Source organism: Pseudoalteromonas sp. S1612, from assembly GCF_005887175.1.
Lineage (GTDB): Bacteria > Pseudomonadota > Gammaproteobacteria > Enterobacterales > Alteromonadaceae > Pseudoalteromonas > Pseudoalteromonas undina.
On the sequence record NZ_PNDH01000019.1, the window covers coordinates 52,890 to 65,708 of the forward strand.

General features: G+C 40.8%; 12 protein-coding genes. 6 read left to right on the forward strand and 6 right to left on the reverse strand.

Translation table 11 applies throughout. The features are described 5' to 3' along the window. Window positions 1-77: 77 nt before the first annotated feature. From CWB78_RS08030 to bioB, 5 genes are all read right to left on the reverse strand, one after another. Window positions 78-1,637, reverse strand: a complete 1,560-nt coding sequence (locus tag CWB78_RS08030) for an FAD-dependent oxidoreductase (RefSeq protein ID WP_138594983.1) — start codon at window positions 1,635-1,637, stop codon at window positions 78-80. A 156-nt stretch (window positions 1,638-1,793) separates the two neighbouring features. Continuing rightward, window positions 1,794-2,477 carry a dethiobiotin synthase gene (gene bioD / locus CWB78_RS08035; RefSeq protein WP_138594985.1) on the reverse strand — a complete coding sequence of 228 codons (684 nt, stop codon included), beginning with the start codon at window positions 2,475-2,477 and terminating at the stop codon, window positions 1,794-1,796. A 10-nt stretch (window positions 2,478-2,487) separates the two neighbouring features. Beyond that, the gene (locus tag CWB78_RS08040) at window positions 2,488-3,321 is read right to left on the reverse strand and encodes a methyltransferase domain-containing protein (RefSeq protein WP_075169199.1); all 834 of its coding nucleotides are present in this window, start codon (window positions 3,319-3,321) and stop codon (window positions 2,488-2,490) included. Next, entirely contained in the window at window positions 3,318-4,472 is a 1,155-nt protein-coding gene (locus CWB78_RS08045; RefSeq protein WP_138594987.1) for an aminotransferase class I/II-fold pyridoxal phosphate-dependent enzyme, read from the reverse strand. Before CWB78_RS08045 ends, CWB78_RS08040 begins: the two co-directional genes overlap by 4 nt. Window positions 4,473-4,486: 14 nt before the next feature. Beyond that, window positions 4,487-5,527, reverse strand: a complete 1,041-nt coding sequence (gene bioB, locus CWB78_RS08050) for a biotin synthase BioB (RefSeq protein ID WP_138569682.1) — start codon at window positions 5,525-5,527, stop codon at window positions 4,487-4,489. 95 nt (window positions 5,528-5,622) lie between these two features. On the opposite strand from bioB, the gene bioA reads away from it, so the two are divergent. The 6 genes from bioA (at window position 5,623) to CWB78_RS08080 (ending at window position 12,139) form a co-directional block, all read left to right on the forward strand. Then, window positions 5,623-6,924 carry an adenosylmethionine--8-amino-7-oxononanoate transaminase gene (gene bioA, locus CWB78_RS08055; RefSeq protein ID WP_138594989.1) on the forward strand — a complete coding sequence of 434 codons (1,302 nt, stop codon included), beginning with the start codon at window positions 5,623-5,625 and terminating at the stop codon, window positions 6,922-6,924. A gap of 179 nt (window positions 6,925-7,103) precedes the next feature. Beyond that, a complete protein-coding gene (locus CWB78_RS08060; RefSeq protein WP_054201198.1) occupies window positions 7,104-7,916 on the forward strand; it encodes a hypothetical protein in 813 nt (270 codons plus the stop codon). After that, window positions 7,917-8,957 carry an ABC transporter substrate-binding protein gene (locus CWB78_RS08065; RefSeq protein ID WP_138594991.1) on the forward strand — a complete coding sequence of 347 codons (1,041 nt, stop codon included), beginning with the start codon at window positions 7,917-7,919 and terminating at the stop codon, window positions 8,955-8,957. It abuts the gene before it with no gap. Continuing rightward, window positions 8,957-10,456 (forward strand): ABC transporter permease, encoded by a 1,500-nt coding sequence (locus CWB78_RS08070; protein WP_138594993.1) that lies wholly within the window; start codon window positions 8,957-8,959, stop codon window positions 10,454-10,456. The genes CWB78_RS08065 and CWB78_RS08070 overlap by 1 nt, the downstream gene beginning before the upstream one ends. Before the next feature lie 12 nt (window positions 10,457-10,468). After that, window positions 10,469-11,479 (forward strand): ABC transporter ATP-binding protein, encoded by a 1,011-nt coding sequence (locus tag CWB78_RS08075; protein WP_138594995.1) that lies wholly within the window; start codon window positions 10,469-10,471, stop codon window positions 11,477-11,479. Between the two features lie 30 nt (window positions 11,480-11,509). Next, entirely contained in the window at window positions 11,510-12,139 is a 630-nt protein-coding gene (locus CWB78_RS08080) for a Vat family streptogramin A O-acetyltransferase (protein ID WP_138594997.1), read from the forward strand. Window positions 12,140-12,142: 3 nt separating this feature from the next. On the opposite strand, the gene CWB78_RS08085 is transcribed toward CWB78_RS08080, so the two are convergent. Continuing rightward, a complete protein-coding gene (locus CWB78_RS08085; protein ID WP_008113825.1) occupies window positions 12,143-12,577 on the reverse strand; it encodes an ATP-binding protein in 435 nt (144 codons plus the stop codon). Window positions 12,578-12,819 lie beyond the last annotated feature (242 nt).

Sequence of the window (12,819 nt, forward strand, 5' to 3'; positions counted from 1 at the left end):
TCTAGGTTTTTTTCTGTTCAACAGTAAAAATACACTTCTAAAAACAATATAATTCAATACGTTATTTTGTTTTTATACTATACGCTTTTATATATACCGTGATTAACATTTGCCATATCTGTGGGGAAGCCTCGCTCTTTTGCAAGTACTTGTGCAATTTTACTTATATCTTCATTGCGACTGTTCTTAAGGTAGGCCCATTGGTGATGCTTACGGTGGTTATTACTGTCGTGTTCTGTGCAAATTAAACCAAGCTTTACAAATTCAGCTACTATTTCGTCAGAAGCGATCAAAGTTGATGACGCTTTTACATTTTCGGCTCGTGCGTAACTAATATGCGAATATAAACTTACGTCGGCAACGCGCAAGGTGTCGTCTTCGCCTGGGATCTGTTGGCCGCCAAACAAGGCATTGTTTTGCGTATTAGCGTTTTTAAATGCTGGTACAAACTCAGCTACATAATCAATCGCTTTTTGACCACGTGCTTTTAGCACCTGCTGATCCCAACCATTATTTATATAATTTAAGTACTTAGCAGGCAGTTGTGGCTGTGCCGTTTGCTCGGCTGTATCTGCTAGGCCATCGTTAAACAAGGTAATTGAGTTAGTCATACCATGAATTTGATAAAAGCCATTAGGGTACGGCGTTAATTGTGCCATGCCCTCGGGTGTGCCTCGGTTACCATAAATAATAATTTCGGGTATTTTCCCGCCAGCGCCTTGCCAGTGTGCAATGTATGAGGCTTTAAATTCGACCATACGCTTGGGCTTTACGCCTACCATGTCATCAACAATACCGGTTTGAAAGCCACAGGCGTTTATAAGGTAATCTACTTCTGCTGTTTGGGTCTTGTTGCTTTGGTTGTTTTGATATTCAATTTTCCATTTTGGCATTTGATTTTTAGCACTACTTTGCTCAACTTTGCTGACTTGCTTTACCTCTGTGCTGGTAAGAACATTAGCGTGTTCGTACTGGGCAAGCGCAAGTTGCGCACTTGCTGATAATCTAAATATATTCCAACCGTATTCTTGAACAACAATAAGTGGGTATTTTACTTTGTTTAAGTTTAAATGCTTAGCAACGGGGATCATCCACTCGTCTAGCGTTTTAGGCTCAGTAACCTGCTCTTTTTTACTCAAGGTTATCATTTGCTCATGGCTATAAAGCTGATAGTAATTATCAGGCTCGCCAAGAACTTTATTATTATGATCTTGTTCAATTAAGTCTTTATATGCGTTAGTAAGCTTGTCTAACCTTGGCAGTAAATCATCCGGTGAATCATCATCACGCGTTGGCACAGCAAATACAGTTGGGCGTACATCTATGCTGTAAGGATATAGTCGTAAAATATCTATACACTGTTTTAGTAAATCTATACAGTCTTGATCTGGAATTTCACGGTATAAATTACCACCGGCGTGCAGATGGCACATAGGAGGGCCGTCAATAAGTGACGTTTTTTTCTCAAATATAGTCGTTTTTATGCCCAATGCCGCAAGGCGAATCGCAATTGTTGCCCCTGCAGTTCCCCCACCTAAAATACCTACACGGGTTTTAGGTAGAGCTCTTTTTGGTAGAGCTGATTCGGCCTTCAACTGCGTATTATAAGCGTAGTTATTAATAAATGGGTGGGTCATTGTATTTGTTATTTCCTTAGTAACAATAGCACTGAGTAATTAGCGTTATATATGCATACAAGGTGTGTATTTTAAGGCGCTAAACATATTTATTAAACCGATGTATTTAATATATAAACTGCTTTGTATATTTATAAAATTACAAAGCAGTATAGTTTAGGCATTTATAGCAAGTGCAGTAAGAAGGGTTTTATAAATTTGTAATTTAGGGGTTTGCTCGGTATAGGGGCTTATAGCAAGCAACGGAAATGGTAAGCGTGCTTTAAGTGAATCTAGGTTTGCTTGGTATTCATCCATAGTGGCATCAACTTGGTTGGCAATCCAGCCAATGCAATTAACACCCATACTTTGCATATGTGCTGCAGTGAGTAATGCATGATTTATACAGCCTAGTTTCATCCCTACTACCAATATTACGGGTAATTGCTCTGCTTTTACCCAGTCATATAAATATTCGTTGTCGTTAATTGGCAATGCCCAGCCGCCCGCACCTTCTGTTAGCAGGTAGTCTGCACCTTGTTGCTTCACATTTTTATAAGCGGTAAGTAGCTTTTCAACGCTTAGGGTTACTCCCACTTGCTCTGCTGCAATGTGCGGAGCTATGGCGGGCTCAAAAGCAAACGGATTAATTATGTCGTATTTAGCACTCACAGTCGCGCTTTCCATTAGCATTAAGGCATCGGCATTCACGAGCTGATCAAACGCAAGTTCACACCCTGATGCAATCGGTTTAAAACCTATTGCACGCTGCTTATGTTGGGCGAGTAATTTTAATAGCAAACTAGTTACGTGGGTTTTACCCGCGTCGGTATCGGTACCGGTAATAAAAAATTGCTGCATTGCCTTACCTTTAAATTTTTGCTTTTTCTAATGATAACAATACCACATGGTAAGATACATGGGCTTGGTTGTTTATAAGCGGATACGCCGCACATACTTTTTGTAGCGCCGATTTAGTTAATAAACCAGGGCGTTGGCTTGCTTTATTTTGCGACGTTGCACCAATGGCTTTAATTGAACTAATCGCTTTAAGCGGGCTGGTAAACTCATCAGTATAAATAACCTCTGTCGCGTTATTAACAATAAACCCTGCCTTTTTGACCGATTGGTTTATATTATCGCTACTTAAAAAGTTATTAATGTGGCTATGCGAATCGAGCGCGGCAAACGCCGTTTTTATTTCATGTAGTGAGCCTTCTACCACCGTACTTATGTACGCCTGCCCACCGGGCTTTAAAGCTGAATGTAATGAATACATTAGCATTTCAAAATTAGCCGACCATTGCATTGCAAAATTACTAAATACCACATCAATACTATTTTGTTGAAAGGGTAAATTATCCATGTCGGCGCAAATACGCGGTGCGGTTACTGCACTATTTTTAAGCATGGTAAGGCTTAAATCCATGGCAATTACCTGTTTATATATTCCTTGTAACTCTTCGGTATTCACTAACGGCCCAGCGCCTAAATCAACACAATGTTTGTGCTTTGTGCTCGCATCAAGCTTAATGAGTTTAATTAAATCGATTGCAGCTTGTTTTTGTACATGTGCGTGGGCTACATATTGGTTTGCCGCCGTTGAAAACTTGCGTTGCGTTACCTGCTTTAAACTATTAACAGCTAAACAAGCTAACGGTGACTTTATACGCGACTTAGCATTTGTAGCGTGTGCGCTTATCATGCAATGGCCTTTTTTAAACAGTTTACCAATGTTGTAATATCTTGCTCGGTATGGGCGGCGGTTAAGGTAACGCGAAGCCTTGAGGTATTATGCTGCACCGTGGGCGGGCGAATAGCGGTTAGCCAAATCCCCTGCTGTTTGAGCTGCTCACAGGCTTTTAAGGTCTGTTCGGCACACCCTAAAACTAGGGGTTGAATGGCAGTTGTTGAATCCATTAAGGCAATTTTGTGTTCATTGGCTAAACGTTTAAATAAAGCAATATTAACGTTTAATTTTGCACGCTTGTGGTTAGCATCACGTATGGTTTTAATTCTTGATAATGTATGCAAAGCAATAAATGGCGACATTGCAGTCGAATAAGTGTAATCGCGGTTAAACTGCAACATGTAATCAACAAATTCACTTGAACCTAATACACACGCCCCACTACTTGCTACCGCTTTACCAAAGGTGATCACTAAAATATCTGGTAAATTATCTGCCGCTATAAGTGGCTCACAGCTTCCCAAACCCGATTTTCCCAGTACGCCAAAGCCATGCGCATCGTCTATCATTAACCAGGCGTTATGTGCTTTAGCTAAACTAAGTAACTCAATTAATGGTGCTTGGTCGCCATCCATTGAGAATACACCCTCACTCACGATCAGTTTATACTTAGCATTGGACTTTTCGAGCCGTGAACGTAAATGATTCATGTCGTTATGGTTAAAGCGTACAAGTGCCGCGTTTGCATGCAGTGCGCCGTCGATTAAGCTCGCATGATTAAGTTTATCCTGAAAAATCGCACTTTGCTGAGCAATGGCTTTATCTTGAAATAGCGCTTTTATAACACTGCTATTAGCACTAAAGCCCGAATTAAACAGCATGGCATTGTTATAGCCCAACTGAGCACATAAGTATTTTTCGAGCTGTTGCTGCACACCTTGATAGCCAGTAACTAAAGCAGAGCTATGACTTCCTAAGCTATGCATACCTTCAAGCAAAGTGGGCTCATCGGCAAAGCCTAGGTAGTCGTTACTGGCAAAGTTAAGATAGCGTTTATTATCAACTATAATTTCACGCGCACTGGCTTGCTCAATAACATAACGCTTGCGGTTGAGCGCGCTTTGCTGGCGCGCTTGTAAATGGCTATTTATAAAATCAAATGACATAGCAATACACAATGTTAAGCAGGATAAAACAATTCTGAACTGGCTTTATCGGCCACTTTAGAAGATAACGACGCAGCAACGGCTTCATCTGAATAGTCTTCTGACGTTTCAGGGTTCATACCCAGTTTTTTAATTAATTGCATATCAGCATCAGCTTCTGGGTTTTCTGTAGTAAGGAGTTTATCACCATAAAAAATGGAATTAGCACCGGCAAAAAAACACATCGATTGCATTTGCTCATTCATTGCGCTGCGCCCTGCCGATAATCGCACATAGCTGTGTGGCATCATAATACGCGCGGTGGCAATAGTACGAATAAACTCAAACTGATCTAAGTCGTCTACGTTTTCAAGCGGTGTCCCTTTTACTTTTACTAGCATGTTAATTGGGACGCTTTCTGGTTGCTGCGGCAAATTTGCCAATTGCATTAATAACCCATAACGATCGCTGGGTTGCTCACCCATACCGACAATACCACCAGAACAAACTTTCATACCGGCATCACGCACATGATCAATAGTGTTTAGTCTGTCTGCAAAGGTACGGGTAGATATAATTTGTTCGTAGTATTCAGGTGAGGTATCTAAATTATGGTTATAGTAGTCAAGCCCTGCATCACTCAGCGCATGGGCTTTTTCATTGGTGAGCTTACCTAGGGTCATACAGGTTTCAAGGCCAAGCTCTTTTACTTCTTTAACCATTTTTGAAATGTACGGCATATCACGATCTTTAGGATCTGACCACGCAGCGCCCATACAAAAACGGGTGGCGCCTTTTTGTTTTGCAAGGCGTGCTTGCTCTACTACTTTTTCTACTTCTAGCAGGCGCTCTCGCTCTAGGTCGGTTTTATAATGACCAGACTGCGGGCAATATTTACAATCTTCAGGGCAAGCACCTGTTTTTATTGATAGTAAAGTAGAAATTTGCACCTGATTAGGATTAAAATTAGCACGGTGTACGGTCGCGGCTTTAAAAAGCAGATCGTTAAACGGCATTTCAAATAAGGCTTTAACCTCGCTATGGGTCCAATCGTGGCGAACTGTTGCAAGCTCCATAATACTCTCTTTTATTTTTTGCTCTTGGTGTTATTGGCTTAGAATACGTATTGTCGTACCATTGTCAACGAAACCCATATAGCTAAAGTTTACATATGAGCACAAAACACACAATAGACCTTGATTTTGACCGAAATCACATTTGGCACCCTTATACATCAATGACTCAACCAATTCCGGTTTATCCTGTTACAAACGCCAATCACAACCTTATACACCTAGAAACAGGCGAGAAACTCATTGACGGTATGGCCTCTTGGTGGAGCGCAATACATGGCTACAATCATCCCGTTTTAAATAATGCGATGACAGAGCAAATCAATAAAATGAGCCATGTAATGTTTGGCGGCATTACCCATTACAGCGCAGTGGAGCTTTGTAAAAAGCTAGTAGCAATAACGCCCGAGCATTTAAATAAAGTATTTTTAGCCGACAGCGGCTCGGTAAGTGTTGAAGTAGCGATTAAAATGGCGCTGCAGTATTGGTTAAGCCAAGGCATTAATACTAAACAAAAGTTAATGACTCCGTTTAAGGGCTATCATGGCGATACCTTTGCGGCCATGAGTGTGTGCGATCCGGTTAATTCTATGCATAGCTTGTACTCTGGCTTTTTACCTGAGCATGTATTTGTACCTGCACCTGTTAGCCAATTTCATGACGAGTTTAATCAAGCCGAGGCGGATGAACTAGAACACTATTTTTTAAAACACCACCAGCATGTTGCCGCCTTTATTATTGAACCCATAGTACAAAACGCGGGAGGAATGAACTTTTATCATCCTGAATATTTAGCCTGTGTGCGCAAGTTATGTACTCAATACGATGTATTGCTCATTTGTGATGAAATTGCCACAGGCTTTGGCCGTACAGGTAAAATGTTTGCTGTAGAGCACGCCAATGTACAGCCAGATATACTTTGTATTGGCAAGGCACTCACCGGCGGCACCATGACCTTATCAGCCACGTTAACGACCGATAAAATAGCGATAGGCATTAGCGAAGGTGAAGCCGGTGTTTTGATGCACGGACCTACATTTATGGGCAATCCACTCGCCTGCGCTGTGGCATGTGCCAGTATAGACTTATTGCTTGAACAAGATTGGCAAAAACGAATTAGTGAAATAAACCAAGCACTTCAACAATTACATCAGTGTGGCTCACTTACTGATGTAGTTAATGTTCGCACTTTAGGTGCAATTGGCGTGGTAGAACTGACAGATGAGGCAGGAATAGTAGATGTAGCTAAAATACAGGCTTATTTTGTTAGCCAAGGAGTGTGGATACGCCCGTTTGGTAAACTAATTTACTTAATGCCACCGTATATAAGTGACGATGCCAGTATTAAAAAGCTTTGCGATGCTATATATAACGCCATAAAGGGTAAACATTACGTATAGATGGTTAATTATTTTAGCCACTAAAGTTAAAATTAAATTGATATTTCTATTTAGTTATTATTCCTCTGTAAAGTTTAGTAAATTTAACCCCTTGGCTTGATTTAGTGTGTTGATCTAAGGGATGTTTAGGGATATGATAATGACTATCATTTACAATAACATTTATGGACTCACTTGCTATGAAAATATTACTTAAGCCTGCCAAGACATTAAGTGCAACTTTTTTACTCGCTTCTGCGATTTTTGCACAACCGGCACTTGCTAACGGCCCAATTGGTGAGCATGTTAATCACCTTCAAGCTAATTTAAAAACCTACAACGAAGACGTTGAGTGGATGGTTTCAAAGGTTGATACCCTAGTAAGCGATTACGAGAAAAAAGGCGCTAAAGCAGTTAATACTGATGACTTAATTGAGTACTGGGAATCGGTTAAATTTCACAGCGCCATAGAAACAAATTATGTCCCTGTGTATGCCTCTATTTGGCAAGGTTTGTATGGCATAAAAATGGCTATTGATAACAAAAAGCCAGCCTCAGAAGTACGTTTGCAGCAACAAGCAATGAACAATGCTTTATGGCAAGGCCTAGGCGCAGTTAAGCTAGCGGCTCAGTTTCAACAAAAAGGGTTATTAAAAAGCGTTAAAGCCACAGCAACAAAAGAAATGACGCAAAGCGCGACCATTGATGAAATTAAACATAAATTAGACCGAGTGGTCGCTAAATACGCAGAACGTTTAAGCGATGAAGCAACCAGTATAGTTCACGATACTTACCTGCATTTATTTGAAGGTGTAGAAGGCACACTCATTGAGCAAGACGCTAACTTAGTAGAAGTACTTGAAAAAGACTTTAACGTAACCCTACCGCAAGCTATTTCAGGTAATAAAACAGTAAATCAAGTACGTGAAGTGGTTGTTGATATGCAAACTAAGTTAACTCGTGCACAAACGCTAATTGAAAAAGCAGAAAAGTCACGTAAGGATGTATTTTAAGTGGAACGCAGAACCTTTATTCAAGGCTTAGCTGCGTTAGGGATAGCTGGCGCTTTGCCGCTATCTCTTTCACGCGCGTTTGCCGCTGATATTGCCAACCCCGTGTCGGTAGATACATTACCTAAACTGAAAGGCGAACTCACCCTTTATTTAGGACGTGGTGAAGGTGGCTTATACGAAAACGTTTTACAAGCCATTCAAAAAAAGAACCCGGATTTAGACCTTGCTATTCGACGCGGTCCAACTGCAGCTTTGGCTAATACGATTGTTGCCGAAGCCAAAGCGGGTGTTAAACGTGCAGACTTATTTTGGGCTGTCGATTCGGGCGCTATTGGTTTAGTAACCGATGCAGGGCTTGCTAAACCTATGCCTAGTGATTTATCTGCACAGCTACAGCCACAGTTTAGATATGATGAGTGGGCACCTGTAACTGGTCGTATACGTACTTTGCCTTTTAATACTGAGCGTTTAACCAAAGAGCAAATTCCAACAAGCATTATGGAAATAGCCGACAGTGATTTAAGTATTGGTTGGGCACCAGCTTATGCTTCTTTTCAATCGTTTGTTACCGCTATGCGAATTTTAGAAGGCGATGATAAAACTGCTAAATGGCTTAAAAAAGTGCAAAAACGCTCAAAAACCTACGCTGGCGAACTCGGTGTAGTAATGGGCGTTGAACGTGGTGAAGTAGATATTGGTTTTGCTAATCACTACTACACGTTACGTTTGAAGTCTGGTAAGCCCGACGCTAAACTTGATCTTGCATTTACAGAGCAAGATGCCGGTTGTTTAGTGAATGCCTCCGGTATTTTATCGCTATCTGACGACCCACTAGCAACTAACTTTATGCGCTATTTACTCAGCGTTGAAGTACAGAGTTATTTAGCGAGCGAAGCTTATGAAATTCCGCTAGTAAATGACATAAAGCAACCTGATGGCTTGCCTAAATTAACCAGTATTTCGCCACCTAAAATAGACTTAACCCAGTTGGCTGACTTACGTCCAACTATTGACTTAATGCGCAGCAGCGGCGTTTTATAATGCGAATACCACCATCTTATCCTATGGCGCTGCTTGCAGCGCTTGTTACCCTTACTCCTATTTTTGTTTTAATAACGCTTGCCAGTGACGCAAGCTCTTTTTTTGATAGCCATAATTTAACCATTTTAGGAAATACCCTGTCGTTAATGGGCTTAACTGTATTAGGCTCAATTTTAATTGGTGTGCCACTGGCGTTTATTAGCGCTTATGTGCAGCTGCCATTTAAAAAGTTTTGGTTAGTAGTATTTGCCGCCCCTTTAGCTATACCAAGTTATATTGGTGCATTTACGCTTTATGCTGCATTTGGCCCTGGTGGTGAAATACATAACTTACTTGGTTTTGAAACCCCTTCTATGTATGGCTTAACTGGCGCCGCCATTGTAATGACCCTATATACCTTCCCATTTGTAATGATGACAACCCGCTCCTCCTTACTCAGTCTTGATGCCAGTATGGTCAATGCAGCTCGTACATTGGGTATGTCGATGACACAAAGCGTGTTTAAAGTTATTTTGCCCCGTGTTGTAAATGGTATTGCTGCGGGTTCGTTACTCGTTGCCTTATATACGCTATCAGACTTTGGTACACCGGCAATGATGCGTCTAGATACTTTTACTCGTGTTATTTACGTAGAATATAACGCCTTTGAACTGAGCCGTGCTGCTATGTTGTCTATGCAGCTAATGGTAATTGTTGGCTTTTTACTAATGCTTGAATCGCAAATTAAAACTGCGTCTGAACGCCAAGGCCGGCCCCTTATTTTATTCCCAAAAAAATGGCAATTAGGCGCGATGTTTGCCACCTTTGCACCAATTTTATTACTTGCTATTGGCTTACCACTCGCAGTATTTACACTTTGGCTAGTGCGTGATGGTTTCAGTTCGTTTGATTTTAGTATTGCATGGCACTCTACTTACGCTTCAGCCATTGCAGCTATTGTTACAGTTATTGTGGCTATTCCTGTGGCGCATGCTGCTTTAACCGGAAAAGCAGGTAAAGTGATGGAACGCGTTACTTACTTTGGTTTTGGTATTCCGGGGATTGTTATGGGCACAGCGCTTGTGTATGGCGGCTTACAACTGCCATTTTTATATCAAACACTGGGCTTGTTGATCATTGCTTATATGCTACGTTTTTTACCACTTGCGGTTGGCTCTGTGCGTACCAGCACCGAGCACCTTGATCCAAGCTTAGTAAAATCAGCCCGTGTGTTAGGCGCAAGCCCACGTGAAGCTTTCACACGTATTACTTTACCACTGACTATGCGGGGTATTATTGCAGGTGCTGCTTTAGTCTTTTTAGAGTCGATGCGTGAATTAGAAGCCACACTATTATTGGGTCCAACTGGTTTTGAAACCTTATCTACTTATTTATGGCGTGTTTACGAAGCCGGTTATTTTGGCCGCGCAGCAATACCTGGGTTATTGTTGGTGGTGATTTCGGCGGCGGCTTTAGCTATTATGATGTCTGGCGAGAAACGCAACCAGTTTGAACATTAAGGATTTATATAAATGCTATCTGTAAGTCAGTTGTCTATAGATTATGGCAGTAATCGTGTTGTTAGTGACTTAAATTTCACCTTAGGTGAAAGCGAAATTTTAATGCTTGTTGGTCCAACAGGTTGTGGTAAAAGTACTATTTTACAAGCCCTAGCTGGGCTTTTACCAATTAGCGACGGCGAAATTAAAGTTGCTAAATGGACTGCTACACCAAAGCATACTGTAGCCCCTGAAAAACGCAGTGTAGGTATGGTGTTTCAAGACTTTGCGTTGTTTCCCCATTTAACGGTTGAACAAAATGTGTGTTTTAAACTAAAAGACATAAGCCCTGCTGATCATTGGATAAAGCTACTCGGTTTAGATGCGTTTAGACATAAAAAACCAGCGACACTTTCAGGCGGGCAAAAACAGCGTGTTGCATTAGCGCGCACCCTAGCCCACCAGCCAGACTTTGTATTACTTGATGAGCCACTATCAAACTTAGACGCGGCTTTAAAAGACATGCTACGTTGGGATATACGTAATGCGCTTAAAGAAGCTGGCGTACCCGCTATTTGGGTAACACACGATCAAGAAGAAGCACTTTCGGTGGGCGATCGCGTGGGTGTACTAAAAGGCGGAAAAATACAGCAAATTGATAGCCCAGAGCAATGCTTTAGTGCACCCAATAATCGCTTTGTGGCACGCTTTCTAGGTGAAGCTAGTTTTATAAAAGGAACGCTGAATAACGGCCAAGCACTTACCGATATTGGTAATGTTCCCGCTCATGGTGTTGACTGTGAAAACGGTGAGGTAGAGGTGTTACTTCGTCCAGATGATGTATTATTAGTACAAAGCAGTGTAGGAAATAATGGCGAAGTAATTTGGGTACGCTTTGAAGGCGGCAGCAGATTATGCGCCATAAAACTAACCTGTGGTACTGTGGTTACAAGTCGCGTGAGTCATGAAGTAGTGGTAAATCCTGGTGATAACGTACATGTATCGCTTAGTACCTCTCATCCACTGGCGGCATTTAAAAGCTAGCGCTTTATATATTCTACTTTGGAGGAAACTATGAACGGACCAAATCCAAACAATCCATCACCTATGGAAGGGTTTCCTCAAGTAGGTTATTTAAAAAACTTTATCACCTCTGCGAATATAAACGTTGGTGATTATACCTATTACGACGACCCTGATGGCCCTGAAAACTTTGAAAAAAATGTACTTTACCATTTCGATTTTATCGGGGACCGTCTCATTATTGGTAAGTTTTGTGCGATAGCTAAAGACGTTACTTTTATAATGAATGGGGCTAATCATCAAACCTCCGGCTTTTCTACATATCCATTTTTTATATTTGGTAATGGCTGGGAAAAATCTGCACCTCGACAAGGTGATTTACCTTTTAAGGGAGATACTGAAATAGGTAATGATGTGTGGATAGGTTACAACGCCACCATTATGCCAGGAGTAAAAGTCGGTGATGGTGCCATTATAGCAAGTAAATCTGTGGTAACGTCTGATGTGCCCGCCTATGGCATTGTTGGCGGTAACCCTGCAAAATTGATAAAAAAGCGTTTTGATGATGCGACAATTAATAAACTTCTAGCGATTGCATGGTGGGACTGGAGCAGTGAAAAAATCACCGCTCATTTAGATGCCATTACACACTCTGACATAGACGTATTAGCTAAAATTTAATAATTACCACTCAAACATGTAAGCCATTTTACTAATCGTTTTTAACGGTATGTTATGGCTATTGCGTTTTGCGTATAAGTGTTGCATTGATTTATCTTTCACTTCGCCAACAATCACTTCTTTTACCTGATAGCCTAAAGCAATGGCTGCTTGTGAATAGGCAATAAATTCCCACTTTTTAATATTGGTGTTATCCACTATTACCAGTTCAATGCCTTGTGCTAAGGCATTAATAAAACGGGCCAAGTTTAAATTATGATATTGCGATAATTTAAACTTATCAAAATGATACTCACCCTGCTCGTTAACAAAGTAATCATCTGTTGAGCAAATAAAATATTGGCTTTCATCTGCTCCGGAAAGTTCCTCGGCGAGATTTTGCGCATAATATGACTTACCACTGCCTGGTAGCCCTCGTAAAATAAAAACTTGTTTCATAGCATCCATTTTTTATTAATACGTCAATTCGGTTTATTTACTAATAATGCCACAAATTGATGAAATTTCAGAGCAACAAATGGTAATAGTGGTTATTTAACTGTAAAAATTGGTTAAAAAAACAACGTACCACTAAAAACTTTTAAAGAGTTGCCCACAACAGTTTTTTTATTTTACTTTACTAGGTATTATACAAGGTTCAAGTGCAGTGACCTCAAATGCTAAAAAGCATGAGTAACGCA

Excerpts from the sequence above, each read along its gene's own strand:
- bioD (WP_138594985.1), bottom strand. The coding sequence starts at position 2,477 with ATGCAGCAATTTTTTATTACCGGTACCGATACCGACGCGGGTAAAACC.
- CWB78_RS08030 (WP_138594983.1), bottom strand. The coding sequence starts at position 1,637 with ATGACCCACCCATTTATTAATAACTACGCTTATAATACGCAGTTGAAG.
- CWB78_RS08070 (WP_138594993.1), top strand. The coding sequence starts at position 8,957 with ATGCGAATACCACCATCTTATCCTATGGCGCTGCTTGCAGCGCTTGTT.
- CWB78_RS08075 (WP_138594995.1), top strand. The coding sequence starts at position 10,469 with ATGCTATCTGTAAGTCAGTTGTCTATAGATTATGGCAGTAATCGTGTT.
- CWB78_RS08045 (WP_138594987.1), bottom strand. The coding sequence starts at position 4,472 with ATGTCATTTGATTTTATAAATAGCCATTTACAAGCGCGCCAGCAAAGC.
- CWB78_RS08085 (WP_008113825.1), bottom strand. The coding sequence starts at position 12,577 with ATGAAACAAGTTTTTATTTTACGAGGGCTACCAGGCAGTGGTAAGTCA.
- CWB78_RS08060 (WP_054201198.1), top strand. The coding sequence starts at position 7,104 with ATGAAAATATTACTTAAGCCTGCCAAGACATTAAGTGCAACTTTTTTA.
- bioA (WP_138594989.1), top strand. The coding sequence starts at position 5,623 with ATGAGCACAAAACACACAATAGACCTTGATTTTGACCGAAATCACATT.
- bioB (WP_138569682.1), bottom strand. The coding sequence starts at position 5,527 with ATGGAGCTTGCAACAGTTCGCCACGATTGGACCCATAGCGAGGTTAAA.
- CWB78_RS08040 (WP_075169199.1), bottom strand. The coding sequence starts at position 3,321 with ATGATAAGCGCACACGCTACAAATGCTAAGTCGCGTATAAAGTCACCG.
- CWB78_RS08080 (WP_138594997.1), top strand. The coding sequence starts at position 11,510 with ATGAACGGACCAAATCCAAACAATCCATCACCTATGGAAGGGTTTCCT.